Source organism: Streptomyces paludis, from assembly GCF_003344965.1.
In the GTDB taxonomy this organism is placed as follows: Bacteria; Actinomycetota; Actinomycetes; order Streptomycetales; family Streptomycetaceae; genus Streptomyces; species Streptomyces paludis.
Genome location: NZ_CP031194.1, coordinates 7,253,285 through 7,280,268 on the forward strand (window position 1 = coordinate 7,253,285; position 26,984 = coordinate 7,280,268).

The 26,984-nt window shown below is 70.4% G+C and carries 20 protein-coding genes and 1 pseudogene; 12 read left to right on the forward strand and 9 right to left on the reverse strand.

Annotation, left to right across the window (positions count from 1 at the left end):
• Positions 1-965: 965 nt before the first annotated feature.
• Positions 966-1,408 (forward strand): annotated as a pseudogene (locus DVK44_RS37430) (Tn3 family transposase); the annotation flags it as partial.
• A 161-nt stretch (positions 1,409-1,569) separates the two neighbouring features.
• On the opposite strand, the gene DVK44_RS32025 reads toward DVK44_RS37430, so the two are convergent.
• Positions 1,570-2,253, reverse strand: coding sequence for a TetR/AcrR family transcriptional regulator (locus DVK44_RS32025; protein ID WP_114664114.1), 684 nt, complete (start codon positions 2,251-2,253; stop codon positions 1,570-1,572).
• A gap of 162 nt (positions 2,254-2,415) precedes the next feature.
• Here DVK44_RS32025 and DVK44_RS32030 point away from each other — a divergent pair, with 162 nt between their 5' ends.
• Positions 2,416-3,120 (forward strand): SDR family NAD(P)-dependent oxidoreductase, encoded by a 705-nt coding sequence (locus tag DVK44_RS32030; protein WP_114664115.1) that lies wholly within the window; start codon positions 2,416-2,418, stop codon positions 3,118-3,120.
• Positions 3,121-3,476: 356 nt separating this feature from the next.
• Here the strand turns inward: DVK44_RS32030 and DVK44_RS32040 are convergent, their stop codons facing one another.
• The 6 genes from DVK44_RS32040 to DVK44_RS32065 form a co-directional block, all read right to left on the reverse strand.
• Positions 3,477-4,346 carry a dihydrodipicolinate synthase family protein gene (locus tag DVK44_RS32040; RefSeq protein ID WP_114664116.1) on the reverse strand — a complete coding sequence of 290 codons (870 nt, stop codon included), beginning with the start codon at positions 4,344-4,346 and terminating at the stop codon, positions 3,477-3,479.
• Positions 4,347-4,419: 73 nt separating this feature from the next.
• Positions 4,420-5,409: a phosphoglycerate dehydrogenase gene (locus DVK44_RS32045; RefSeq protein ID WP_114664117.1), complete on the reverse strand. Its 990-nt coding sequence runs from the start codon at positions 5,407-5,409 to the stop codon at positions 4,420-4,422.
• A complete protein-coding gene (locus DVK44_RS32050) occupies positions 5,406-6,446 on the reverse strand; it encodes an Ldh family oxidoreductase (protein WP_162794158.1) in 1,041 nt (346 codons plus the stop codon). Before DVK44_RS32050 ends, DVK44_RS32045 begins: the two co-directional genes overlap by 4 nt.
• 20 nt (positions 6,447-6,466) lie before the next feature.
• On the reverse strand, positions 6,467-7,291 hold the full coding sequence (locus DVK44_RS32055; protein WP_114664119.1) for a carbohydrate ABC transporter permease: 825 nt from the start codon (positions 7,289-7,291) through the stop codon (positions 6,467-6,469).
• A 2-nt stretch (positions 7,292-7,293) separates the two neighbouring features.
• Complete coding sequence (locus DVK44_RS32060; protein WP_228447456.1) at positions 7,294-8,118, reverse strand: carbohydrate ABC transporter permease; 825 nt, start codon at positions 8,116-8,118, stop codon at positions 7,294-7,296.
• Between the two features lie 156 nt (positions 8,119-8,274).
• Positions 8,275-9,579, reverse strand: a complete 1,305-nt coding sequence (locus tag DVK44_RS32065) for an ABC transporter substrate-binding protein (RefSeq protein ID WP_114664121.1) — start codon at positions 9,577-9,579, stop codon at positions 8,275-8,277.
• Positions 9,580-9,748: 169 nt separating this feature from the next.
• Here DVK44_RS32065 and DVK44_RS32070 point away from each other — a divergent pair, with 169 nt between their 5' ends.
• The 7 genes from DVK44_RS32070 (at position 9,749) to DVK44_RS32100 (ending at position 16,972) form a co-directional block, all read left to right on the forward strand.
• A complete protein-coding gene (locus tag DVK44_RS32070) occupies positions 9,749-10,423 on the forward strand; it encodes a GntR family transcriptional regulator (protein WP_114664122.1) in 675 nt (224 codons plus the stop codon).
• A gap of 491 nt (positions 10,424-10,914) precedes the next feature.
• A complete protein-coding gene (locus DVK44_RS32075) occupies positions 10,915-12,165 on the forward strand; it encodes an MFS transporter (RefSeq protein WP_228447457.1) in 1,251 nt (416 codons plus the stop codon).
• A gap of 295 nt (positions 12,166-12,460) precedes the next feature.
• The gene (locus DVK44_RS32080; protein WP_114664123.1) at positions 12,461-12,907 is read left to right on the forward strand and encodes an RlpA-like double-psi beta-barrel domain-containing protein; all 447 of its coding nucleotides are present in this window, start codon (positions 12,461-12,463) and stop codon (positions 12,905-12,907) included.
• A gap of 194 nt (positions 12,908-13,101) precedes the next feature.
• Positions 13,102-14,352, forward strand: coding sequence for a serine hydrolase domain-containing protein (locus DVK44_RS32085; protein ID WP_114665577.1), 1,251 nt, complete (start codon positions 13,102-13,104; stop codon positions 14,350-14,352).
• An 8-nt stretch (positions 14,353-14,360) separates the two neighbouring features.
• Positions 14,361-15,056 carry a VanZ family protein gene (locus DVK44_RS32090; RefSeq protein WP_114664124.1) on the forward strand — a complete coding sequence of 232 codons (696 nt, stop codon included), beginning with the start codon at positions 14,361-14,363 and terminating at the stop codon, positions 15,054-15,056.
• A 58-nt stretch (positions 15,057-15,114) separates the two neighbouring features.
• Complete coding sequence (locus tag DVK44_RS32095; protein WP_114664125.1) at positions 15,115-15,831, forward strand: response regulator transcription factor; 717 nt, start codon at positions 15,115-15,117, stop codon at positions 15,829-15,831.
• Complete coding sequence (locus tag DVK44_RS32100; protein WP_114664126.1) at positions 15,824-16,972, forward strand: sensor histidine kinase; 1,149 nt, start codon at positions 15,824-15,826, stop codon at positions 16,970-16,972. Before DVK44_RS32095 ends, DVK44_RS32100 begins: the two co-directional genes overlap by 8 nt.
• Here DVK44_RS32100 and DVK44_RS32105 read toward each other — a convergent pair.
• Both DVK44_RS32105 and DVK44_RS32110 read right to left on the reverse strand, forming a co-directional pair.
• Positions 16,928-18,994, reverse strand: coding sequence for an ABC transporter ATP-binding protein (locus DVK44_RS32105; RefSeq protein ID WP_228447458.1), 2,067 nt, complete (start codon positions 18,992-18,994; stop codon positions 16,928-16,930). The two genes, DVK44_RS32100 and DVK44_RS32105, sit on opposite strands and share 45 nt — an antisense overlap.
• 235 nt (positions 18,995-19,229) lie before the next feature.
• Positions 19,230-20,099: an SDR family NAD(P)-dependent oxidoreductase gene (locus tag DVK44_RS32110; protein WP_228447459.1), complete on the reverse strand. Its 870-nt coding sequence runs from the start codon at positions 20,097-20,099 to the stop codon at positions 19,230-19,232.
• Between the two features lie 228 nt (positions 20,100-20,327).
• Here DVK44_RS32110 and DVK44_RS32115 point away from each other — a divergent pair, with 228 nt between their 5' ends.
• The 3 genes from DVK44_RS32115 to DVK44_RS32125 all read left to right on the forward strand — a co-directional run bounded on the left by DVK44_RS32115 (position 20,328) and on the right by DVK44_RS32125 (position 26,972).
• Positions 20,328-20,573: an acyl carrier protein gene (locus tag DVK44_RS32115; RefSeq protein WP_162794160.1), complete on the forward strand. Its 246-nt coding sequence runs from the start codon at positions 20,328-20,330 to the stop codon at positions 20,571-20,573.
• Between the two features lie 88 nt (positions 20,574-20,661).
• Positions 20,662-22,233 (forward strand): amino acid adenylation domain-containing protein, encoded by a 1,572-nt coding sequence (locus tag DVK44_RS32120; protein WP_162794162.1) that lies wholly within the window; start codon positions 20,662-20,664, stop codon positions 22,231-22,233.
• 221 nt (positions 22,234-22,454) lie between these two features.
• Positions 22,455-26,972 (forward strand): non-ribosomal peptide synthetase, encoded by a 4,518-nt coding sequence (locus DVK44_RS32125; protein WP_162794164.1) that lies wholly within the window; start codon positions 22,455-22,457, stop codon positions 26,970-26,972.
• Positions 26,973-26,984 lie beyond the last annotated feature (12 nt).

Sequence of the window (26,984 nt, forward strand, 5' to 3'; positions counted from 1 at the left end):
GTAGTACTCGGCCGCGGTGACGGGCGTAGAGGTTCTGGAAGACCGGGACCAGGAGGCCCGCCGCACGCGTGTTCCAGAGGGCGAGGCAGTTGAAAGCGGTGACAGTGAAGCAGACTTGGCTGTCGGGGCTGGTTCCACAAGGCATGCCTGCACAACCGAAGGTGACCGTCAATCCGGTGATCACGTAAAGTCCCTCATCCTTGCGGCCGGGCGTAGGTACTCCGAGAATGGTCACCCACAGTCCGCTCTCGCCGTCAAATGATCTACTCCTCAGACAGTCGCCCACGACCAGCACGAGTAGCCCGAGAGCCGGTCACATCAACCCTTTGACCAGCACCTTCAAGTTGGCGGAGGCTCACGGGAGCCATGACGCGCCAGAGTTCCGGTGCCGAACCGACGTAGGGCCGTGACGCTCATTTGACGCTCTGGGCGCCCGGAGGCTCTCATCCGGGCCCCAAAAGCAGCGCTGACCTGCTGCTTTCCTGCCTGCGTCCAGGCCGACATCTTCCCGATGACGCACCACGTGGAGTGCGTGGCGATCCTGGAGCCGGTCGCGAAGGGCGCCTGACCTGTGGTGCGCGCGCTGCTGGCCCAGGTGCTGTCCCGCTGAACGCGGCCGCGGCCGGGGCCCACCCGGCTCCGGTCCGTACCACGTCCGTACCACCACGACGAAGGAGTGGATCCGCCATGACAGCCCGAACAACTGACCCGGTCACAGACGAAGCGGCTAGACCACTCCGCGCATCATCCGATGACGCCGGGTCCACGATACCGGCAGCCTGGTCGCGCTGACTGACCGGCGGACCTCGGCGGTGCGACCGAAGCAGGCGTCCAATCGTCCGCGTGCGGGAAGCGGGGCCGGAAGGCCGGGGGGGGGAAGACCGGACGGGCGTCACCAACGGTGGCGTGGTAGCCGAAGAACCGGCCGGCCCGGCTGAGATGCCGGGTTCTCCGCGTTACTCGCCGACAACGCCTCGTACACCGGCATGGTGTTCGGCATCCACAAGATCCTGGGCTACGACTTCATTCCGCGCTTCCGCGACCTGGACGACCAACGGTTCTGGCGCGCGACATTGCTCGGGGCGACACCTACCGCCTCAGATGAACCGGGAGCTCATGGTGCAGGAGCCGCGGCACAAGCCGGCCCGCGACGTGTGCCACGGCAAGCGCGGCATCATCCACCAGGCATGCAGGGACGTGATGGGGGATCAGTTCGGCTCGCTGGGACTCTTCTTGAAGGTGATCACGCTGTGGAGGACATGGCCCGGCTGTCCCCGCTCAAGCACCAGAACCTCAACGGCCTGGGCCGTTACAGCTTCACCCTCCGATGCCGTCCGAGGGATCGCGGCCCCTGCGCGACCCGGACGCGGTCGAGTTGGACGACGATGAAGACGGCTCGAAGGCATGAGCCGGACGGGCAGCGGCCACCCGGCCGACTCCCTGGCGGTCAGGTCAGGTGGTCGGTGTCGGTGTCGGTGCGGTGCCGCGCTTTCGCCTCCAGGCGGACGCCGACCGATTGAGCGCGGAGACCGTGACCCAGGTGGTGGGCGACCGGTGGCCGGGTGATGGTCAGCTGCCCTTGCCCGGCTCTGACGCGGTGGTGCCAGTCGAGCCAGCGCGGAGCATGGCCCGGTAGAGGGCGTCGTGCGCGGGCGAGGCGGGTAGGGGGCCTCGGGCGGGGGCCTCGAAGGACTGGATGAAGTAGGCGACGATGCGCCGCCAGGCGTCGGGAGCGGCGTCGCCGGTGGCGTTGACGACGCCGGCGTTGGCCATGTGCATCAGCACGAGGTCGGAGGGGTCGAAGTCCTCGCGCAGGCGGCCTGTGGCCTTGGCGCGGTCGATGAGCCGCAGCATGGCCTCGTATGCCTCGTTGCGGCGCTTCTCCAGGGCCTTGGCGGTGGGAAAGGTCGTGGTCAACACGTCGGCGAAGCCGTAGTCGGCGGCCTGCATGGCGCAGGCGGCCTCGATGTAGCCGGTGAATCCGTGCCAGGGGTCGGGGTCGGCCAGTGCGACGGTGACCGCGTTCGCGTAGGCGTCCATGCGGTCGGCGAAGACCGCCGCGACCAGGTCCGCCTTCGTGGGGAAGTGCCGGAACAGGGTGGCGATGCCTACGCCCGTCTCGCGGGCCACCGAGGCCATGGAGGCGGTCAGGCCGTCTCTCCCGAACACCGTGCGCGCGGCGGCGATGATCCGCCCCCGGTTGCGCTCGGCGTCGCTGCGCAGGGGCTGGGCGGTGGTGTCGTCCTGGCTCATGCCGCCAGTCTAGCTAATCGGAATGCCCTATCCGATTCGTGTTACCGTGGTCGAGACGAACCGGATAGACCTTTCCGGATCAGAAACCGGATAGGTCTATCCACATCATTCAGGGCCGCGCGGGCGCTTCGCCGCCGCGACGGTCCGCGAAAGGAAACTCCTGTGACCAGCATCGCCATCGTCGGAGCCGGCCCCCAGCTGGGCCTGGCCATCGCCCGCGCCTTCGGCTCCCACGGCTTCGACGTCGCCTTGATCTCCCGCAGCCGCGACAAGCTCGACACTCTCGTCAGCGAGCTCGCCGCCGACGGCATCACCGCTGCCGCGTTCCCCGCGGACGTGCTCGACCGCGCCGGGCTCACCCAGGCACTCAAGGACGCCGCCGCCAAATTCGGCGGCATCGACGTCCTGGAGTACTCCCCGGTGGGCACGTTCGGCATCGCCACGCTGACCCCTCCGGCCCAGACCGAGCCGACGCATGTGGAGTTCGAGATGAACTTCCAGCTCTACGGCGCCATCGCCGCCACCAAGGCAGTGCTGCCGGCGATGCGCGAGGCAGGCGCCGGCACTCTGCTGTACACCACCGGCGCCGGCTCGATCTGGCCCGATCCGCGGGTCGCCAACGTCAACGCCGCCGCTGCGGCGCTGCGCAACTGGGCGATGAACCTGCACAAGGAGCTGGCCGACGACGGCAGTGGGATCCAGGCCGCCCACGTCGGCATCGACTCCTCCATCGGCGTCTCCGTCCTGCCCGGGGTCGAGGCGGCCAAGCCCGAGCAGATCTCTCCCCTCTACTGGGACCTGCACACCACCAAGCGCAATGAGGCAGAGCTCGTCTTCCGCCTCGATGCCGACGGCTTCCCCCGCTGACTACCGCACCGGCTCCCTTGTCGAACCCCGACCGCGCCGCGGACCGTGTGGCCGCGGCGCGGTCCCGGGAGCGGGCCGCCGGACCGCCGTTGATCTTGAATTGGTTCTCAGAACCTGCTCTCACGTGAATGACCCTCAAGAGCCTTCCCCGATCGACGCGGACGAGGTCGAGCGGCACCCCTGCCCCCGCTGCGGCGCTGAGCCGGGCTTCCCGTGCCGCTCGCGCGGCGGATATGAGAACCCGCCAGCACCAAGGCCGGTACGGTCTTTCGTGTGGATGTGCGGCTGGATCGGGGAGCGCCCTCCGCGTCAACGGCTGATGCGGCCGTTGGTGCCGCGGGTCCGGACGAGGGGCCCTACGCGTACCGCTCGACGACCTGGGCCAGTCGGGCAAGTACCTCCTTCGACGGCGGCTCCATGGCCATCCGGGTGGTTCCGGCCGGTACTCCGAGAAGGCTGTAGACGGCCTTCATACGTCCCATGTCCCCGGCGACGGCGTCCACGGCGTCGTCGACGGCGGCCTGGGCCGCCGCGGTCGCCGCCGGGTCGCCCGACGCGAGCGCCGCGACGAGTGCGCGGAAAGGCTTGGGCAGCACGGAGCTGACGCCCGAGACCACACCTTGAGCCCCGAAGCCGGCGGCGCTCCCGAGCTGTCGGTCGGCGCCGGTGTAGAGCACGAAGTCGGACGGTACGACCGACCGGTACTCCGCGATCTGCTCCAGGGGCTCCTCGCTGACCTTGGCGCCGACGATGTTGGGCAGCGCCGCGAGCTTCGTCATCAGGGACGGCGTGACGAAGTTGCCCGTCCGCCGGCGGTAGACGTAGACGTACACGTCGAGACCTGTCGCCGACTCGGCAATCCGGCGGTAGAAGTCGAGCAGCGCGGTGTCGGTGGCCGGCAGGTAGTAGGGCGTGATCACCGCCACCTCGGTCGCGCCGGCCCGGCGTGCCTGGTCGAGCAGGGCCAGGACCTCGAAGAGGCTGGCGGCGCCGACGTGGACGACGACGCGCATGTGGGGGGAGAGTTCCTCGACGCTCGCGGCCACCAGTTCGCCGCGTTCGGAGTGGGACAGCGCCGGGAACTCGCCCGTCGTCCCGACCACGAAAGCGCCTTCGTTCCCGGACGCGGCGACGTGGCGGAGGATCGCGCGTGAGCCGGCGAGGTCGAGGCTGCCGTCGTCCCGGAAGGCCACGGGTACGGCGGTGATGATGTCTCTGGTGACCATGGTGTGCTGACTCCTGTGATCAGTTGTTCGATGTGGTGCGGGCGTGGGCGCGGGTACGGTCCGGTTCCGGGGGTCAGTTCGCGAGGCTGACCGGTGTACGTCCCGCGAAGACGTCGATGACGGCCTGGGCGGACGAGAGACCGATCCGCTCGTACGCCTCCTCGCTGTCCGCGGCCGCGTGCGGTGTCGCCACCACGTTCGCGAGGCGCAGCAGCGGATGGCCGGCCGTGGTCGGCTCCGTCCCGAAGACGTCCAGACCGGCTCCTGCCAGGCGGCCCGATTCCAGCGCCGCGCGGAGCGCGGTCTCGTCGACGAGACCGCCGCGGCTGGTGTTGACGAGCACCGCTCCCGGGCGCATCCTGCCGAGGAGTCCGGCGTCGACCAGGTGGTGTGTGCGGGGTGTGTGCGGGGCGTGCAGACTCAGGACGTCGGCTCGTTCGACGACCTCGTCCAACGAGGTGAGCCGCACCCGCAGTTCGGCCGCTTTGCCCGGGTCCGGCCGGGGGTCGAAGGCCAGCAGGGTGACGTCGAAGCCCGCCAGCCGTCTGGCCAGCAGCCGGGCCGTCGCGCCGAATCCGACGAGTCCCACGGTCTTTCCCGCGAGTTCGTTGCCCGCGTACCGGTCCCAGCGGCCCGCCCTGATGTCGCGGTCCATGGTCGGTATTCTGCGCAGTACGGAGAGGATCAGCCCGACCGCCAGTTCGGCGACGGCCGCGGCGTTGCCACCCGGCGCGTTGACGACGTCGATGCCTCGTTCGCGGGCGGCCGTGAGGTCCACGTTGTCCAGCCCTACTCCCAGCCGTGAGATGACACGGAGCCCGGGCGCCTTGGCGAGCATGGCGGCGTCGTACTCCTCGACTCCGCAGATCGCCGCGTCGGCCGAGGGCAGCAGGGGTTCGAGGTCGTGCGGGGCCCAGGGCGCCGTGGTCCGGTTCTCGATCAGGGTGAAACCCGCGTCGACCAGGAGGCGTCGGCCGGAGCCGCAGAGTTCCTCGTAACGAACCGGGCCCACCAGCACGGTCCTGCCCCGGCCCACCGCCGGATCGGACACCGTTCCCCTCATCGCTCCACCGCCTTCGCGAACTGGCTCTCCAGAAGTGCCAACGTCTCTTCCGCCCTTGGTTCCGGTTCCGTCTCCCGGGCGTTCGCGCGCTTGCGCGCCTCGAACTCGCCGGGCACCACCGCGCCGGCGCCGGTCAGGGCCTGGAGCACCGATCCGACACCGCTCTGGTAGCTGCCGTCCTCGCTGCCGAACCTCCGCGGGTCGAAGGCCAGCAGGGTGACGCCTCCGATACGGGGCGAGCCCTCCCGCGCCCCCGAGGTGGCGGCGATTCCGGTCACATCGGCCGGCGACCCGTCGGCGTGGGCCAGCCCGCCCAGCAGCGCGGCCGCGAGTGCCAGTCCGTAGCCCTTGTGGCCGGCCAGGCTGCCACCGAGCGGTGTGAGTGTGCCACCGGCGTAGAAGTCGCCCGGATCCGTGGTGGGCCGGCCGTCGCGGTCGAGGATGGCTCCTTCCGGAAGGCCGCTCCGGCGGTCGCGAGCCGCGTGGACCTTGCCTTCGGCGATGTTGGACATCGATCCGTCGAAGACGAAGTCCTGGCCCTTTCCCGGAACCCCGATGGCGAAGGGATTGGAGTTCAGGAACGGACCCGACCGGGTGCCGAACGGGGCCATCGAGCCGATGCCGGGCCCGGCCGCGCCGACCGTGATGATGGACAGCAGGCCCTGGGCGTTGAGGCGTTCGGTGTATTCCCCCAGCCGCCCGATGTGGGTGGTGTTGCGTATCGAGGCCATGGCCATCCCGTGCTCCAGGGCACGCCGGGCCAGCAGGTCCGTGGCCACGGATGTGGAGTAGTGGCCGAATCCGCGGCGGGCGTCGATGAGCAGGGCGACACCCTCGTCGCGGGTCACCTCGGGCCTCGCGGAGGGGTCGATGATGCCACGGGCGATCTCGTCCTGGTACTGCGGGAGGCGGAGGATGCCGTGCGAGGCGTGCCCGGACGCCTCGGCCCTGAGGAGATGGCGGGCCACTTCGGCGGCGATGTCCGCGTCGGCGCCGAGGTGCTGGAGGACGGAGGTGACTCGTTCTTGCAGTCGCACGCGCTGTTCTGCTCCCTTTCTCATTTGACGCCCCCGAGCGCCAGTCCGCTGACCATCCACCGGTTGGCCGCCAGATAGAGCGCCACGATCGGCAGTGTGGCGATGACGGCCCCTCCCATGAGGGGGCCCCAGGCGAAGACATCGCCGTTGATCATGTCGGCCAGGCCCAGCGGGATCGTCTTCTTGTCAAAGGAATTGATCATGACGAGGCCGTAGAGGTACTCGCTCCAGCACAGGGTGAAGCTGAAGACCGTGGTCGCCGCGATGGCCGGGGCCGACAGGGGAAGGGTGATCTGGAGCATCGCCCGGAGCCGGCCGGCTCCGTCGATCATGGCGGCCTCCTCCAGTTCGACCGGGACGGAGGCGAAGTACGGAACCAGGATCCATGTCGCGTAGGGGATGGTGATCGTCGGGTAGACCAGCACCAGCGCCCAGAGCGAGTCCGCCAGCTGGAGCCGGGAGACCAGCATGTACAGCGGGATGAACAGGACGGCCCGCGGCATGAGGTACGCGTAGAGGACACTCTTGGAGATGGCCTTGCGCCCCCGGAACCTCATCCGCGCGATGGCGTACGCCGCGAAGACGCTGACGGCGATCGACAGGACGGAGACGACGAAGCCGACCAGGAGGCTGTTCCCGATCTGGGTGGGGAACGGCCCTTCGAACAGCTTCCGGTACGACTCAAGAGTGAAGGTCTCGGGCCAGAACGTCGGGTCGATCCGGTAGATCTCGGCGTTGGACTTGAGCGAGGTGTTCAGCATCCAGTAGATCGGGAAAAGCGCCACCACACTCATCGCGACCAGCACGGTGTACAGGAACGCTGTCTTCAGCGGTGAACTCTTCATGGTCAGTCCTGGTCCTTCAGAGTCCGCTTGGTCACGTAGTTGATGAGGACGATCAGCGGGGGAATCGACAGGATCGAGATGGTCGTCGCCTTGGCGATGTCGAGGTTCTGGAACCCGATCGTGTAGCTGAGGGTGGAGAACACCTGCGTGGCGTCGGCCGGGCCGCCCCGGGTCAGCAGCCAGATGATCTCGAAGTCGTTGAGCGTCCAGATGGTGGTGATGACCGCCGCCAGCATCGCGACGTTCCGGATCGACGGCAGCGTGATGTGCAGGAAGCGCTGGAAGACGTTGGTACCGTCCACGCGGGCGGCCTCGTACTGCTCCTGGGACACCGCGGAGAGGCCGGCCAGCAGGGCGATGCCGATGAACGGGGTTCCCCGCCACACGTTGACCGCGATGACCGACAGCATCGCCATCTTGGGATCGGTGAGCCACGGGACGGGTTCGTCCGCCAGTCCGACACCGCGCAGGATCGCGTTGAAGGCGCCGCCGACGTCCGAGAACATCCACTGCCACGCGAACACCGAGACGATGGTCGGGACCGTCCAGGGCAGGAAGAGCAGCACCCGGAACAGGGCGCGTCCCCGGAAGCGTTCATTGAGCGCCAGCGCCATGGCCATGCCGAAGATCAGCTTCAGGACCACGGCACCCAGGGTGAACACCAGGGTGTTCCAGGCCGTCCGCCAGAACAGCGGATCCGTCAGGACATCGGTGTAGTTGGTGAATCCGATCAGCTCGCCGGGCGCCCCGACCCGTTTGTCGGTGAAGCTGATCCACACCGCCCACAGCAGGGGCAGGGCCATGATCAGGACCAAGTACAGGGTCATCGGTCCCGCGAAGAGGTAACCCAGGGCTCCTCCGGTACGACTGGTACGGGACGGATCCCGCCGGGCCGCACCGGACAGCCGCCGTGGGCGGCCGGGGGCGGGGGACGGAGACGTGTCGTGCTTCTCCGGCACGGCTGCCTTCGGCATGGCCGCCCCCTACTTCGCGTAGGACTGGTCGGCGGACTCGCGCAGGGCCGCCAGCGCCTTGGCGGGGTCCACCTTGTTGATCAGGATTTCCTGGAACGTCTTGTTGACCAGCCGGTCGTTGTAGATCTGACCGGCCGCCGGGCTGTACTGGCTCGGCGAGCCCAGGAACGTGGCCCCGGTCACCGAGTCGGCGAACGCCTTGTTCGGCTCCTCGGCCCACACACCGCTCGAACGCAACTCGTCGAAGACCGGGATGGCCAACGGCGCGCCGAGGTCGGTCCACTTCGTGTACCAGTCCTTCTGGAGCATGTAGGAGATGAGGTCCGATCCGCCCTCAGGGTTTCTGGCCTTGGCGAAGATGCCGAAGGTGTTCATGATGCCCGGCGAGACCGTGCCCTCCGGCCCGGCGGGGAACGGGGTGACACCGGTCTTCTCGTAGATCTGCGGTGCTTCCGCCCGCAGCGTCTGGAGCAGGCTGCCCGAGTTGAACACCATGGCCGACTGCCCCGACAGGTACGACCGGTTGTTTCCGGCGTCGTCCCAGTTCAGCGCGTCACGCGGGGCGGAGCCGTCGTCGAAGACGCCCTTGATCAGCTGGGCTGCCCGGACGTTGGCCGGTCCGGTGCCGGCCGCGTCGGCCGGAGAGGCGTCCAGGCTGCCTCCGTAGGACCAGGTGAGGGCACGGGTCCAGAACTCCGCGTCGCTGTTCTTCTGGCCGTAGCCGACACCGGCGCCGTAGACGCCCTTGCCCTTGTCCGTCACCTTCGCGGCATCGGTTCTGAACTGCTCCCAGGTGTCCGGGGCGCTCCTGACTCCCGCGGCCTCCAATAGGTCCTTGCGGTAGATCAGGACCTGTGCCTCCGCCCACGCCGGGATGGCGTACATGGCGCCGTCGAAGGTCACCGGCTTCTTGAGGGTGTCCGAGATCGTGCCGTTGGCCTTCTCGACCCGGTCGGACAGGGAGGTGACGTTCCGCAGCGCCTTCTGGGCGTAGAACTGCCCGACTTCCTGGTACCCGAAGAAGGAGACGTCGGGCACGTTGCCGGACTCCAGGGCCCCGGCCCACTTCGGGTAGAAGTCCTCGTACGCGATGATCTCGACCTTGACGTTCACATCGTGGGCCTTGCCGTACTCCTGTGCGCGCTTGACGAACTCGGTGTTCTGCTCGTCGACGAGCTGCTTCTTCATCCAGACGGTGATCGAACCCTTGCCGCCGCCGGCCGTGTCGGAGGACGAGCAGCCGGAGAGCGCTCCCGCGATCGTCAGCATCACGAAACCGGCCGCGCCGACACGAGACTTCATTGTCCGGGGCATCGTTGCTCCTTCTTCCTGAACGCCAGGAGGTTGTGACAGCGCGGCCGATGGCCGCGAGACGGCTCACCATAGCCACGGTCGACGGTCGACCGTCAACCATCTATCCTGGTTTTCTGACAGAATGAGGCCAGGCGCAACCAGTTCGTGACCATCCCGTCCGAGGAGAGACATGACCGCAGCAACGCCGATCCGACAGGGGTCGTTGGGGGACCGGATCGCAGACGACCTGCGCGTTCGCATCATCAGCGGGACGCTGCGACCCGGAACGCACCTGGTCGAAGGGGTGCTCGCCGACGAGTACGACGTCAGCCGCGCCCCTGTCCGGGAGGCTCTCCAGCGCCTCGCCGGCGAGAGGCTGGTGCGCGACGGTCGACGGCGTGGAGTGCTCGTGGTCGGGTTGACGGCCGCGGACATCGACGAGCTGTACTCGCTGAGGCTGGCACTGGAGCAACTGGCCTACGAGCGCGCTATCACCTGCGACGGTCCTGAGACGAGATGGGACGCCGCGCGAGCCGCGATAGAGGAGATGCGGGCGGCCGCGACCAGCCAGGACGGCGCCCGCTTCGGCGAGGCGGACCTCGCCTTCCATCAGAACTTCTACCGCATCGCGGACCACGGCCGTCTGGAGGCGTTCTGGGACCAGTACCGACCGACGTTCTCCGCGCTGTTCGGCATCTCGATCCGCCCCGTCGCCGATCTCCAGCGCTCGGTCGACGAGCACGTCACCTTGCTGGCACTCGCCCTCGAAGGTGAGATCGAAGGAGGCAAGCGTGAGCTGCGCCTGCATCTCGCGCGGGCTCGCGAGGTCATGATCCAGGCGGTGCTGCCGGGCGATTTAAGCTGATCGAGCCGTGTGCGCGTCCGACCGTGTACGGTTCCGGGCCCGGTCGGATGCCGAGGGCCCACCGTTGGGCGGATCCTGGACAATCCGCTGTGGAACGGCAATTCAGCCGAGGGAAAGATCGTTTCATCGTCGAGCCGGACGAGCGGTTCGGCGTCGTCGTGCTGCGTGCCGGCGTCTGCCTGGTGGGCCGCGTACCAGCCCACCCCTTGTGCCGCGGCCGTCAGGGACGGCGGACGGACGGCGGACGGATCGCTTCGCCGGCCAACGCCGCCGGCGAGGGCCCCGGCCGCACCGACATCACAACACGGCGACAACCTCGGCAACACCGGGACCCACAGCCCGGCGAAGCGCAGTGGATGAAGGTTCCTGCCCGAGCGACCGCGGACCTGCACCACCCGGCCGCGGAGGATCCCCCGGCCCGCTGCGGCGCACTCCAGGCAGGCGTAACCCCACACCTCCGGCTCCGATCAGCAACGGCCACCTGAGTGCCGATGTCCGGCGACCCTGAGACCGCGACACGACGGACCAGGACCCGAAGCGGGGAAGGCGCCGCGCCCGTCCCGCCCCGCGGTGTCGTCCTCCTGTTCGCCGTCGCCTGCGGGGCGGCGGTGGCCAACGTCTACTTCTCCCAGCCGCTCCTGGTGACCATGGGGCACGACCTCGCCATGAGCCCGGCGCTGGTCGGCAGCGTGGTCACCCTCACGCATGTCGGATACGGGCTGGGGCTCTTCTTCCTCGTACCACTGGGCGACGTGGCCGACCGCAGACGGCTCATCGTCGCCCAGTTGCTGCTTCTGGTGGTGGCGCTGGCCGTGGTGTCCACCGCCCGTACGGCGGCGGTCCTGCTCGCGGGCATGGCCGCGACGGGGCTGCTCGCGGTCGTCACACAGACACTCGTCGCCTTCGCGGCGTCACTGGCCCCTCCCGCCGGGCGCGGACGGGTCGTCGGTCTGGTCACCAGCGGCGTGGTCATCGGAATCCTGCTCGCCCGCACGGCGTCCGGCCTCCTCGCCGATCTCGCGGGCTGGCGCTCCGTCTACCTCGCCTCGGCGTCACTCATCGCCCTGCTCTCCCTGGTCCTGTACCGCGTACTGCCACGTCACAACGGCACTCCGCCGGTACCGCTGCGCTACGGACAGCTCCTGCGCTCCACGATCACCCTGTTCGCACGGGAACGACTGCTCCGGCTCCGCGCCCTGTTCGGCCTGCTGGTCTTCGCGGCCTTCAGCACTCTGTGGAGCAGCGTCGCGCTGCCGCTCAGCGAGGCCCCGTACTTCTGGTCCCACAGCGCGATCGGGGCGCTGGGGCTGATCGGTGCCGCCGGCGCCCTGGCCGCGACCGCGGCCGGCCGGCTGAACGACCGCGGACTCTCCCGGCACACCACGGGCATCGCCCTGGCTCTGCTCGCCGCCTCGTGGCTGCCCTTGGCCTTCACCCGTAGCTCGCTCTGGGCCCTGGTCGTCGGGGTGATCCTTCTCTATCTCGCCGTGCAGGCGGTCCATGTCACCAACCAGACCCTCATCTACGCCCTGCATCCGGACGCGGGCAGCCGGCTCATCGGCGGATACATGGTCTTCTACGCCATCGGCAGCGCCACCGGCGCCATCGCCGCGACCGCCCTCTACACGGCGGCCGGCTGGGGCGCCGTCTGCGCACTCGGTGCCACGTTCAGCTGCCTCGGGCTCGTGCTGTGGGTGTTCACTCGACACAGCACCCCGGACCCCACCGCGAAAGCGACCTGAGGGCGCGACCGGATCCCGGGCGCCTCCGGGGGCCGGGCCGCTCCCGCACCGCGTCGGGAAGCCGCCGCGCGGGTGGCCGTCAACCGTCGAGCGCCCGTCCGCCAAGGGGCTTTCGGGTGTGGTGTATGGGGTCAACTCCCTTGCCAATTAACCAGGTTGGAAGAAGTGGCTCTATCTGAGCACAGATTGACCTTGAAACGCCTGTGCCGTGAGTGGCCCCATGGGCCAGCATGACCGTCGCCCGGCAGCCCTGCCCGGCAGTCCTTGAACCACCGTTCTTCAAGGGGTTGACCACTTGTCCCGCTTTGCGAACGTCATCAAGGGAAGTATCCGCAGCCGTGCCGTACTGGCCGGCATCGCCTCCGTGCTGGCCGTGGGAGCCACCGGTATCACCGCTGGTCCCGCCGCCGCCGCGGACGACGGTGCGTCGGTTCAGTACGTCCACTACGGGGACGGCACGTACTACAACACCGGACTCGGCGCCTGCGGGTGGAGGAACAACGACAGCCAGCTGGTCGTGGCCATCTCACAGCGGTGGTACGGCACCGCTCCCAACCCCAACAACTCGGCCGCGTGCGGCAAGCAGCTGAAAGTCCGCGGCCCGCTCGGTGTGGTGTACGTGACGATCGTCGACAAGTGCATGGGCTGTGCGACGGACGACCTGGATCTCAGCCCCGCCGCCTTCCGCAAGATAGCGAACATCAGCCAGGGCCGGGTGTCCATCCGTTGGGTCTGGGCGTAGTCACCTCGCACGGCTGACGGCAGTACGCGTACACCGTCGCCGTCCGCGTCGGCGGCCCGGTCCGAGCCATTCCGTGTATCGCGGGCGTATCGGAAATCGCATACGCCCGCGCAACAGCCCGGCGTCTTCAGTGGAGGCATGAAACACAGTGCATCACTGTCAGCGCCGGATCTGTTCGGGAATGGGGCGTGATCATGGACTCGGACGCGGTACGGGGCGTCGGCCGGCGGCGGCTGTTCGGATGGGGCGGGCTGGCCGCCGCCGGCGCGGTGGCGGGCGGTATGCCGCTGGTGGGCGCCCGGATCGCCCACGCCGACCCGGCTCCCACCGATTCGTACGGGGACGACCGGATCCCGGGGGACACCCTGCCCGGTGGAGCCTACGACCGGTACGTGGCGGGGCTGGCCGCCGAGGGCAGGTTCTCCGGTGTGGTGCTGCTGTCGCACCGGGGCCGCACGGTCCTGTCCCGCAGCTACGGGATGGCCGACAGCGAGAAGGGGATCCCCCACCGCGAGGACACCGCGTTCAGCCTCAGCTCGGCGGGCAAGCCGTTCCACGCGGTGGCCGTCCTGCAACTGGCGCAGCGGGGCAGGCTGCGGCTGTCGGACACGGTGGGCACCCACCTGACCGGCTTCGCCGAGGACATCGCCGGGCAGGTGACCATCCACCACCTGCTGTCCGGCACCTCCGGGCTGGATTCCCCGGACGAGGACGTGCGACGCGTCTTCCACAGCCGGGAGGAGGTGCGCGAGTACTACGAGCGGCGGGCCCGGCAGGCGAGACTGGTGGGCGTCCCGGGCACTCCCGGCACCGGCCACGCGGAGGCTGAGGTCACCATCGCCGCGCTGATCGTGGAGGCCGTGGCCGGCACGACGTACTGGGACTACGTCGAGGAGAACATCTTCGAGCGCTGCGGCATGACCGGCTCGGCGTTCCGCACCAGGCCGCAGTGGCTCACCGACCCGCACATCGCGCACCCGTACATGGAACTGGCCGACGGCAGCGTCGTGGACGCGCTCCGCGACCTGGACCAAGGCAGCGGGTCCCCGTACACACGCGGCAAGAACCCGGGCCGCGCCTTCATCGACGCCCCCGGGGACGGCGGCTTCGCCACCGCGCCGGATCTGGTCCGGTTCGCGCGGGCGCTGACCGACGGTACGGTGCTGGACCGGCCCTGGGCCGATGTGCTATTCGGGGCCAAGATCCCCCGCGGGCGGACGTCGTTCGGTGCGTACGGGCTCGCGGTCGGCATCGTCAATGGCCAGTGGGAGTACCAGCGTGCCGGGGGAAACCCCGGTGTCGGCGCCAACTGGAGCGTCTATCCGTACACCGGCTGGGTCGCCGTCACCCTCATCAACCGCGACTCCGACAATCTGGCGGACATCCTCAGGCAGCAGACACAGGCCATCACCGGCGCCGCGCCCTCCGGCGGGGCGGGCGGCTGAGGGAGAACATGAATCACATTCCGTCCCCCTCAGCACCGCCCCGCCGGATCCTGCTCACCGGCCTGGCGATCCTCGGTCTGGCGGGCGTGCTGTTCGCCGTGCGGCGGCCGCTCCTGATGACCGCTCCGGCCTGTATGGCCGGGCGGTGGCACGGCTGCTTCGACACGTTCAACGGTGTGGTGCTCATGACGCTGGTCGGGCTGCCCCTGGCCGCCGCGGTGGTGTGGGCTCTGGCGCGCCTGCGGCGCGCCGGCGGTGTCACTTCGGCGTGGCGGATGTCGCTGGCCGAGGTGGGCATGGTCTACGGGACGGTGCCGATGGTGTGGCTGACCCTGCAACCGGGCCCGGGGGCCGGTGTCGTCCCCGGCCGGGTGAGTCTGATCCCGCTGCGGGACCTGGTCACGATGGGGCCGGTCGGCATCGGCGGCAATCTGCTGATCTTCGCGGCGCTGGGGTTCTTCGCTCCGGTACGGTGCGCGGCGCTGGCGTCCGTGCCGCGGATCCTGGTGCTCGGGGCGGGCTGCTCGGTCCTGGTCGAGACCGCGCAGTACGTCCTGCGGCTGGACCGGGTGTCGTCCGTGGACGACGTACTGGTCAACGCGGCCGGCGCCGTGCTGTTCGGGCTGGCGTCGCGCCGCCTGTGGCGCACCGCGGCGGAGGTGCCGGCGGACCGGCCTCGCCCCGTACCGACGCACGCACGGTGAGCGGTGTGTCCGTGTGCACCCGTCGCCGCCGATTCCGCGATGACCATAGGCTTCACGTATGCGCGTACTGATCGTGGAGGACGAGCCCTACCTGGCCGAGGCGGTCCGGGACGGTCTGCGGCTGGAGGCGATCGCCGCCGACATCGCCGGCGACGGCGACACCGCCCTGGAACTGCTCGGCGTCCACTCCTACGACCTCGCGGTCCTCGACCGTGACATCCCCGGACCCTCCGGCGACGAGGTCGCCCGGCGTATTGTCGCCTCCGGCAGTGGCATTCCGATCCTCATGCTCACCGCTGCCGACCGGATCGACGACAAGGCGTCCGGTTTCCAGCTCGGCGCCGACGACTACCTCACCAAACCGTTCGAGCTGCGGGAGCTGGTCCTGCGGCTGCGGGCGCTCGACCGCAGACGCGGGTACGCGCGGCCCCCGGTGCACGAGATCGCGGGCCTGCGGCTCGACCCGTTCCGCCGGGAGGTCTTCCGCGACGAACGCTATGTCGCGCTCACCCGTAAGCAGTTCGCGGTGCTGGAAGTCCTCGTCGCCGCCGAGGGCGGGGTCGTCGGGGCCGAAGAGCTGCTGGAACGGGCCTGGGACGAGAACGCCAATCCCTTCACCAACGCCGTGCGCATCACCGTCTCCGCGCTGCGTAAACGGCTCGGCGAACCATGGATCATCGCGACGGTGCCCGGCGTCGGCTACCGGATCGACACCGGTACGCACACCGCCGCCCCGGACCGGGACATCGCCGCCCCCGGCAGTACGTATGCGTAGACGCCCAGGGCTCAGCGCCCGGCTGAGACTCGCCCTCAGCTACGCCGGATTCGTGTCGCTCGCCGGCGCTCTCCTGCTGGCCGTGGTGTGGGTGTTCCTGCTGCGCTACGTACCGGACAGCGATATGGGTCTTCTCGGGATCGCACCCAACCGCTACGTCCTTCTGCAAGCCTTCGTCCCCGCCGCGGCCGCGGCCATGGTCCTCCTGCTCGTGTTCGGGCTCGTCGGGGGATGGATCCTCGCCGGCCGGATGCTCGCCCCACTCGTACAGATCACGGATGCGGCCCGGGCCACCGAGAAGGGGTCGCTCTCCCACCGGATCCGTATGAAGGGCCGCCAGGACGAATTCCGCGCACTCTCCGACGCGTTCGACTCGATGCTCGAACGGCTTGAGTCCCACGTCGCCGAGCAGCGGCGATTCGCCGCGAACGCCTCCCACGAACTGCGCACCCCGCTGGCGATCTCGCGGACGCTCCTCGATGTCGCCCGCAAGGACCCCACGCGGGCACGGGACGACATCATCGAGCGCCTGTACGTAGTCAACCGGCGGGCGACCGATCTCACCGAGGCCCTCCTGCTGCTCAGCCGAGGCGACCGCGGAAATCTCACCCGCGAGAGCGTCGATCTCTCCCTCATCGCCGAAGAAGCTGCGGAGACGCTGCTTCCCCTCGCCGAACAGCGCCGGATCACGCTGGACGTCACCGGAGGGCCGGCGCCGACGAGCGGCTCCGCCGAGCTTCTGTCGCGGATGGTGACGAACCTCGTCCAGAACGCCGTCGTCCACAACCTCCCCGCCGACGGCACCGTGACAGTCCACACCGAGGCGCACGGCGACACGAGCGTGCTGAGGGTCGAGAACACCGGCCGCCGGATCCCCCCGGAACGGGTGCCGACCCTCATCGAACCCTTCCAGCGCGGAACGGAACGCGTACGCACCGACGAGCACGCCGGCGTCGGCCTCGGCCTGGCCATCGTGCACAGCATCGTCCGCGCCCACGACGGGACCCTCGACCTCGCCCCGGGCCGCGCCGGCGGTCTCCTCATCACGGTCCGGCTGCCTGCGGCACCGTGGCCGGCGCGGCCGCACGTCATCACCTCACGGTCGATGGGGGGCCTGCCCGTCCTTCGGGACGGGCGGTGAGGGGCGGCGGGCTGCGGGGACCGTTGTGCTGGGTGTGCCCGGTGTGGCGGTGAGTCCGTACTGGGCGGCCTGGGCGGTGAACATGCGCCGGTAGATACCGTCCCGGTCGGTCATCAGCGCTTCGTGGGTGCCTTCCTCGGCCACACGCCCCTGATCGAGGACGTAGATACGGTCCGCGTTCGCGGTCGCGGCCAGGCGGTGGGTGACGAGTACGACCGCGTGTCCCCGCTCGGCGAGGGACCACAGTCCTTCGAACGCGGCGATCTCCGCGTGCGGATCGAGCGCGGAGGTCGGCTCGTCCACGAGCAGGAACGGCGCGTCGCGGTACAGGCTTCGCGCGGTACCGAGCTTCTGCCACTGTCCGCCCGAGAGCTGGACACCGCGTTCGTAGCCCTTGAAGACGATCGAGTTCCAGCCGTGCGGAAGACTGTCGATGAGGGTGAGAACATCCGCGGCCCGGGCGGCCTTCTTGACGTGGTCCATGTTCCGGACACGGTCGCCCGCGCCGATGGCGACGTTCGCGGCGGCGGTCATCTCCCAGCGCGGGAAGTCCTGCGCGAGCAGTCCCACCGCGGCGAAGACCTGGGCGCGGTCGGCGTCCCGGAGCTGGACCCGCGCGCCTTTCGCGTCCTCCCACCACACACTCCCCTCGGTGGGCACCATCAGCCCGGCGAGCACTTTGGTGAGGGTGGTCTTGCCGGATCCGTTCGCGCCCACCAGCGCCGTCACCTCGCCCCGGCGGACCGACAGGCTCACCCCCTTCAGGGCGGGACTGGTGGCCCCTGGGTACGTGAACGACAGGTCTTCCACGCGGACCCGGTCCACGGCGGAGGGCAGCGCGGCCCCGGTGGGCGGGATGGCGTGTTCGGCGGCCAGCTCGATGGCGGTCTCGGTGTCGGTGAGGAACAGCAGTTCCTCGTAGAGGCGGTTGACCTGCTGGACGAGGGAGGTCAGACGCGTGGTCGAGGTACGGATGGCGATGACCGCGGTGCCGCCGACGGCGAGCGGCAGGCCGCCACTGGCCAGCAGCCACCACAGCAGGCCGTAGCAGGCCAGCGACGCCAGCCCGGCGAGAGCGCCGGCGACCAGGTCCGTGGACGCCTGCGCGCGGGCCAGCCGCCGCTGCTCGGCCTCCGTCTGCCGGGACATCTCCTCATAGCTGCCCAGCAGTTTCGTGCCGGCCGCGTGCACCCGGATCTCGGCCGCCGCGTGCGGGCGGGTCAGATAGGCGAGCAGCGAGGCGATGGCCCGCCGGTGGTCGACCCAGTGCAGTCGCGATACGTACTCACGGCGCGCGGAACGGATCGCGCCCCACCCCTTGGGGAGCGCGATGGCCAGCAGCATCGGCAGCAGGACCGGGTGCAGCGACGCCAGGACCACCGCGGCGGCCACCATCCCGATGAGCACGTTGCCCACGCCGACCGACTGCCGCAGCATGCCCCGCGCGGAGTCGGTACCGAACCGCCCCGCCTCCAGGACCCGTTGAACCTCCGGCCGCTCGGTCGCCGCCACCTCGACCCGGGTGACGGCCGCGTAGTACCGCGCGGACACGGCCCGCTCCACCTGCGGCTCCAGCCGGCCGGACATCGCCGTCGACCACGCCGACAGCAGCGCGGCCCCCACCGCGGTGACGGCCAGCACCACCAGCGAAGGCAGGGCGTCACGGAGCTTGTCCGCGGTCGGGCCTTCCGCGAACAGCCGCGTCAGCACCGAGTTGACCGCGACCAGCCCCCACGCCGCCGTCACCCCCTGCCCCAGCTGGGCCACCACGACGCCGCCCAGCGCCCTGCGGTCCGTCTCCCAGCCCGTACGCAGCACCATGCCCATCATGCGCGGCAGCGCGGCGGCCATATGCCCGAACGACAGCCGGGTCAGCGGGCCCTCGTGCCGCACATAGGACTGGTCGTACCGGAGCCGGCCCCCATAAAGCTCACGCTCCGCGTCCGAGATTCTGCCCTCTCCCGTAGCGGCCTTCGTGTCCTGCGGCGCATCGCGGTGTCGTCCGGTCGTTGTGTTGTCCACATCGCTCCCCTCCGAATGGTCCGTGGCGGTGTCGTCGGGTTCAACGACGCCGCCTGGATTTCGAACACATGTCTTTCGGCCGGTCTGGGAAGCCGGGCGCCGCAGGGACATGGAGGGCGCGAGACGCAGGGACCCTTGTCCCGCAAGAGCGCTTCACTGAGACGGGATGGCCGAAACGCCGACACCGCGGGTGGGGAGGCCGGATCGCGTGAGTACGACGGCGGTCCGCCCGTGGTCAGACGCCCGGCGTGGCCGTCAGGCCCGTGAGCTGCGCGGAGCGTTCCCACAGCTGTTGTGCCAGCTGGGCATCGGCTGCCTGCGCGTTGGCGGACTTCTCGTGTACGAGGCGGTTGAAGTAGGCGCCGTTGCCGGTGGACATGTCCGCGGTGGTGGCCAGATGAACCAGCGGCTCCGCGCCCTGCTCGGGAGTGGACATCATCGCCTTGGCCAGGCGCGTTCCCATCAGTACGCGCATCATCGTGCTGTCCCGCGCGACGTTGCTGGCCACGACCCCCGGATGGAAGCATGCCGCGGTCACGGACGTGTCTCGCGTCCGGCGTGCGAGTTCCTGGGTGAGGACGACGGTGGCGAGCTTGGCCGTCGAGTAGACACGCCGCCAGTTGTATCCACCGCCGGCGCTGTTCAGATTGTCCAGGTCCAGGTGCCCCTTGCCGTGGTCCATGCTGGCCGTGTTCACCACCCGGGCCCCGTCCGGTGCCTCCGCCAGCCGGTCCAGCAGCAGGTTCGTCAGCAGGAACGGGGCGAGGACGTTGACCTGGAAGGTCAGCTCGTGGCCGTCCTCGCTCTCCTTGCGCGAGTTGAAGAAGCCGCCCGCGTTGTTGGCGAGAACGTCGATCCGCGGGTAGCGGGCGAGCAGCTCCTCGGCCAGGCGGCGTACGTCGGTCAGGCGGCCGTAGTCCACCAGGTGGGCCTGCGCGCCGATCTCCCGTGCGAGGGCCGCGGTCCTCTCCGGTGACCGGCCGACCACCGCCACCTCCGCTCCCCGCTCGGCGAAGCGCCGGGCGGCGGCGGCGCCGATTCCCGAACTCGCCCCTGTGACCACCACCGTGCGGCCCTGAAGGTCCGTCTTCACGCGATCACTCACGACAATACTCCAGCCGACGATCTGTGGATTCAGAAGTGAAGCATACATCCATGGGTGACATGCAGTGTCATGAAAGGGTCTGTGATTCAGTGACGTGAGGATCCGACCGTCCGGTTATAGGGGTCCCTTGTCCGATGAGCCGCGGGGTGGGCTGTCACACTGACGGTGTCCGTGGACCGTCATGGAGAGCCACGGGATGCCGCCCCGGGGCGAGACAAGGAGAAGATCGTGACCGAGCAGCACGCCCCCGCTCAGGGGACCGGCAACCATGAGGCCGTCCTGCGTATCGCCGCCGACGTGCTGAAGGTGCCGCGTATCACGGAGGCGGACAGCTTCTACGACTTCGGCGGTACGTCCCTTCAGGCCATGCGCATCTGCGCGCGGATCGGGAAGGAACTCGGCGTACGCGTCACCCCGGAGACCCTGTTCGAGTGCGACACCTTCGCCGAGGTCGTCGCCGCCATCGACGTCTGAGGCGCGAACCGGCCCTCGTGTCCTCGCTTTTACGATCCCTCTCTTACCCGACGTCCCCGATTCCCCCGTTCGTCCTGGAGCAAGTCCCGTGCACGATCCCGCAGTTCCACAGCTCATCCATGAAGCGGTGTCCCGCCAGGCGCGGTTGCGTCCCACCGCCGTCGCGGTCGTCCACCAGGGCGAGCGCATCGATTACGCCACCCTCGACGCCGCCGCGGACACCTATGCCGAAGCTCTGGACGCGGCGGGCGTACGGCCCGGCACGACCGTTCCGGTGCTGCTGCCCCGCTCGGCCCGGTTGGTGGCCGTCCTGCTGGCCGTACTGAAACGGGGTGCCGCGTACGCCGCGCTGGACCGGCGCTGGCCGCAGGAGCGGATCCACCGCATCGCCTCCGTACTGCGGGCACCCGTCATGGTGACCGGCGACAAGCCCGACGCCGGCGAGATGCCCGACGCCGGCGGGCCGCCCGGGGCGGAGGCGTGGTCGCGTACACCCCGCTGGACCGTTCCGGACGAGTCGCCGCGCCAGGCCGCGTCCCGCCGTGGCGTGCCGCAGTCCGTCACCGTCGACAGCGCCGGTCCCGCCACGGTCTTCTTCACCTCGGGCAGTACGGGCGTACCCAAAGGCGTGCTCTCCCCGCACCGCGCGACCACCCGTCTCTTCTCCAACCCCGGGTTCGCGGACTTCGGACCCGGCCGGGTGGTGATCCAGGCCGCCCCGGCCTCCTGGGACGCGTTCAGCATGGAGGTGTGGGGCCCCCTGACCACCGGTGGCACCTGTGTCATCGCGGACACGGACTACCTTCTGCCGGACACCCTCGGGGAACTCGTCACGAGCGCGGGGGTGGACACCGCCTGGCTGACGGCCTCCCTGTTCAACCTCCTCGTCGACGAGGACGACCCCGAACACCCCTGCTTCACCGGCCTGCGCCAGGTCCTCACCGGCGGCGAGCGCCTCTCGCCCGCCCATGTGGGCAGATTCCTGGACCGATACCCGGACATCGCGCTGACCAACGGCTACGGGCCGGTGGAGAGTTGTGTCTTCGCCACCACGCACCGGATCACCGCGGCGGACCGCGCCCGCCCGGACGGCATCCCCGTCGGCGTCCCGGTGCCCGGCACCACCGTGCATATCCTGGACGGGGAACAGGCGCTCCCGCCGGGGACGGTGGGGGAGATCTGCCTCGCCGGAGAAGGACTGGCCCTCGGCTACGTCGGCGATGCCGAGGCCACGGCGTCCGCCTTCCCCTCCTTGTCCCTCTTCCCCCTCGCGGCGGCACCCGTGCGCGTGTACCGGACGGGAGACCTCGGCCTCCTCGACGCCGAAGGGACGCTGCACTTCCGCGGCCGGGCCGACCGCCAGATCAAGATCTCCGGACACCGCGTAGAACCGGGGGAGATCGAGAGCGCCGCCCGCGGGATAGCCGGGATCCGGGAAGCGGCCGTGGTCCCCGTACCGGCCGCGGGCGGCGGATACGACCGGCTGGCCCTCTTCTATACGGCGAAGGATCCCGACGCGCCGTCCCCCACCGCCGTACGCCGCGCGCTGGCCGCCCGGCTGCCCGGCCATCTGGTGCCCCACCGTGTGCTCCAGCGCGTCGTCCTGCCGACGACGACCACCGGCAAGCTCGACCGCGCCGCCCTTCTCGACGCGCTCTGAGCCGAAGTGCTCTGAGCCGAAGTGTTTTGAGCGACGCGCTCTGAGCGACATGTTGTGACCGGCGCGGCTCCGACCGACGTGTTCCGAGCGACACGGCTCCGATCGACGGTTCTGACCGACGTGTTCTGACCGACGTGTTCCGAGTGACGCCGCTCCGATCGGCTCCCGCTGATCGTCTTCCCCGTGATCCATCCTGCTCCCGAAGTAGAAAGCGCTCTCCCGTGACGCTCGTCAGACTCCCGGCACCCCCGGCGACCCGCAGTTTCCCGATGTCGTTCGAGCAGGAGTCGATCTGGCTGAACGACCAGCTCCAGGACGGTCCTTCGCGGTATCTGGAATCGTGGGCGTACCGGCTGCGCGATGCGCGGATCGACGCGACGGCTGTCCAGCGGGCACTCACCGGGATCGTGGCCCGGCACGAGGCGCTCCGCAGCCGCCTGACCCTGGCCGAGACCGGGAGCCCGGGCGGCGCCAGTGGGGACGGCGGCGGGGACGGCGGCGGAATCAACGGCGGCGGGGCGCGGCAGACGGTGATGCCGCCGTCCCCGGTCGAGTTGGACGTACGCCGGGTGACCCCGCGGGAACTGCCCGCCGCCCTGACCGCGGCGGCCACCCGCCCGGTGTCCCTCGTACGGCCGCCCCTGCTCCGGGCCACCCTGCTGGAACTCGCCGAGGACGACACCGTCCTGGTGGTGGCGATCCACCACGCGGTGATCGACGGCTGGTGCTTCGGCCTGCTGGACACCGAGTTCAGCGCCCTCTACCGGGCCGCGCTGGACGGTAAGCCGTCCCCCCTGCCCCCGCTTCCCCTTCAGTTCGGCCCGTACGCCGAGGAACAGCGCCGGGCGGGCGCGGGCGGGCGCGACGACTCCCTGGAGTACTGGCGCGAGACACTGCGCGGGGCCCCGGGCGAGTCCTCGTTCCCCACGGACCGGCCGCGGCCCCCGGTCCTCGGCGCGCGGGGCGACCGCGTCGAGTTCACCCTCGGCGCCGCACTCGGCGCCGGTGTCCGCGGCCTCGCCCGGCGGACGAGGAGCACTCCGTTCACGGTCCTGGCCACGGCGCTGACCGTGCTCGTCTCCCGGCTGTCCGGGCAGGACGACGTGGTGATCGGCACCCCTGTCTCCCGCCGGGACGAGGAGATCCTCGAACCGATGATCGCCTGCCTCTCCGACGTCCTGCCGCTGCGTCAGCGGATCCCGGCCGACGTGTCCTTCGCCGCGCTGACAGCCCGGACCAAGGAGCGGGTGTGGGGCGCGGTCGCGCACCGCGATGTCCCGTACGCCCGGCTGGTCCGTGAGCTGGGGGCGGAGCGCACCCCGGACCGGTTCCCGCTCTTCCAGGTGGTCTTCGGCCTGGACGACGCCCCGGCCCCGGCGCTGGACCTGCCGGGGGTGACCGCCGAACGGCTCTACATCCACTCGGGTACGGCCAAGTACGACGTCTTCCTTCATCTGGTGCCGGCGCGCGGCGGCTTCGACGGCTTCCTGGAGTTCTCCACCGATCTCTTCGACCGCGCCACCGCCCAGCGGCTGGCGGAACGGCTGCGTACCCTGCTGACCGATGCCGTCGCCCACCCCGACCGGCCGGTCCGCGAGCTGGACATCCTCCCGGCCGCCGAACGCCGGCTGATCCTCGGGAACTGGTCCCGGGGGTCCGTTCCGGCGGCCGGGCGCCCCCTCGCACACGAGGCGTTCGCCGCACAGGCGCTCCGTACGCCCCATGCCGCCGCGGTCGTGCACGGGGACCGCGTCCTGTCGTACGCCGAGCTGGACCGGGCGGCGAACGACGTGGCCGCGCACCTGGTGGCGCGGGGTACGGCCGGGCGTCCCGTGGGCGTCTGTCTGCGCCGCGGTCCGGAGCTGGCCGTCGCGGTGCTCGGCGTACTCAAGGCCGGCAGCGGCTGTCTGCCCATCGACCCGGCCCATCCCGCCGACCGGATCGCCGGCATGGCGGCCGACAGCGGGATCGGGATCGCGCTGGTCCAGCGGGACCTGGCCGCGCTGCTCCCCGCGACGGTCGACACGGTCTCCCTGGACGATCTCCCGGCCGCGCCCGAGGCCGGTCTGCCCGCCGTGGCCCCTGGCGACCTCGGCTATCTGATCTACACGTCCGGCTCCACCGGCCGCCCCAAGGGCGTCGCCGTGCCGCACCGGTCCCTGGCCAACCTGCTGGCCTGGCAGCGGACCCGCTCCCCGGCCGGACCCGGCACCCGTACGCTCCAGTTCGCCGCGCTCGGCTTCGACGTGGTCTTCCAGGAGCTGTTCGCCACCTGGGCCGACGGGGGCACCCTGGTCATGGCCGACGACGCGACGAGACGCGACCCGGGCCGCCTGCTCGATCTGCTGGCCGCCGAGCGCGTGGAGCGGCTGTTCCTGCCGTTCGTGGCGCTCCAGCAGCTCGCCGAGTACGCGTGCGCCGCCGACCGCCCGGCGGAGACGCTCCGCGAGGTCGTCACCGCGGGCGAGCAACTGCACGCCACGCCCGCGCTGCGGGAGTTCTTCCGGCGGCTGGCGCCCAACGCGGTGCTGGAGAACCAGTACGGTCCGTCCGAGACCCATGTGGTCACCGCGGAACGCCTGGGACACGACCCCGAGGCATGGCCCGACCTGCCGCCGATCGGCCGTCCCGTCGACGGGACCCGTGTCCTGCTGCTGGACGGGAACCAGCGGCTCGGCCCGATCGGCGCGGTGGGGGAGATCTGCGTCGGCGGTGACGCCCTCGCCGACGGCTATCTGGGCCATCCCTCCCTGACCGAGCGGAAGTTCATCGAGGACCCGGTCCGCCCGGGGGCCCGTCTCTACCGCACCGGCGATCTGGCCCGGTATCTGCCGGACGGGCGGATCCAGTGGCTGGGCCGTCTGGACGACCAGGTCAAGATCCGCGGACACCGGGTGGAGATCGGGGAGGTCGCCTCCGCGGTACGGGCCGTGCCCGGAGTGGCCGATGCGGCGGTGGTGGCGCGGGAGCCGGCCGCCTCGGGTTCGGGGCACAAGCGCCTGATCGCGTACTACCTCCCGGCGGTGGGACCGGTCGGGGGCCGGGCGGCCGGGGCGGCTCCGGGCCCGGACGAGCTGCGCCGCGCGCTGGCGCTCCGGCTGCCGGAGTACATGGTGCCCTCTGTCTGTGTGGCGCTGGAGGAGTTCCCGCGTACGGCGAGCGGCAAGCTGGACCGGGCCGCGCTGCCCCTGCCGGAGGAGGCGGACGCGAGCCCGGCGGACTCGTTCGTGGCGCCCGGGACCCCTACCGAGCGGCTTGTCGCCGCCGCCTGGCAGGACGTGCTGGGCCGGGGCCGGGTCGGAGTCCACGACGACTTCTTCGCACTCGGCGGATACTCCCTGTCGGCGGTCCGCCTGATTCTGAGACTCCGTCAGGATCTGGGAACGCGGATCCCGTTGGGGGCTCTCTCCACGGCACCGACCGTCGCCGGTCTCGCGGCGCTGGTCGACCGAGACCGCGACCGTGATCGCGACCGCAGCCGCGACCGCGACCGGACGGCCGGGTGGGATGCCGGGGACCGAGGCTTCGACCCGGCCGCGGAGGTCCGGCTGCCGGCCGACATCGTGGCGGCCGGCGAGACGATCCGGGTGGCGGAGGATCCCGCTCATGTGCTGCTGACGGGTGCCACCGGCTTCCTGGGCGCGTTCACCGTACGCGCCCTGCTGGACCGTACACGCGCCGTGGTGCACTGCCTGGTCCGCGGCGAGGACGAGGAACGGGCGTCGGCGCGGCTGCGCCGGGTCATGGAGGGCTACGGAATCCTCAATGAGGGCGACGAGGGTGACGAGCGGCGGGTGAGGATCGTCGTCGGTGATCTGGCGCGACCCCGGCTGGGCCTCTCCGAGCAGGACTTCGACGCGCTGGCGCACACCGTGGACGCGGTGTACCACGTGGGCGCGGCGGTGAACCTCGCCTCTCCCTACGGACGGCTCAAGGCCGCCACGGTGGACGGTACGGCCGAGATACTGCGCCTGGCGGCCCGGCACCGCAGTGTGCCGGTGCACCACGTGTCCACGGTCGGTGTGTACGCGAGCGGTGCGGGAGCGACAGGGCATGTTGGGGAGACGGGGTACGCGGGGGAGCGGATCGGCCCTGAGCGTCCCACCGGTCCGGCGGAGGCTCTGGAACACGGCTACACGCAGAGCAAGTGGGCGGCCGAGCAACTGATCGAGGCCGCGCGCGCCCGGTCCCTGCCCGCCACCGTCTACCGGCCGACGCGGATCGCGGGCCACAGCCGTACGGGCGCCTGCCAGAGCGGCGACTACATGTGGCTGATCGTCAAGGGCTGTATCCAGGCCCAGGCCGCGCCCGCCGGAGTGGACACCGCGTTCGACCTGGTGCCCGTGGACTACGCCGGTGACGCCCTCGTTGCCCTGTCCCTGCGGCCCTCGGCGGCGGGCCGCACCTTCCATCTGGCCGCCGGGCGGCTGCTGCGGCTGGACACCGTCCTGGGCTGGCTGCGCGCCAAGGGGTACGCGCTGCCCGCGGTCGATCCCCGGCAGTGGCTGGACCGGATCGGTGCGGACGCGGGCAACGCGGCGTTCCCGTTGCTGGGCACCCTGGCCGGGGAGATGACCGGGGGCGGCTCGGAGGGCGGCCTGCTCTTCGACCCCGGCGCCACCGACACCGCTCTGGCCGGCTCCGGGGTGCGCCGTCCGGAGATGGACGAGGAGCTGTTCGCCACCTACCTCGGCTACTTCACCCGTACGGGATGGCTCCTGGAGCCGGGGGAGCGCTGAGGACGGCTCCCC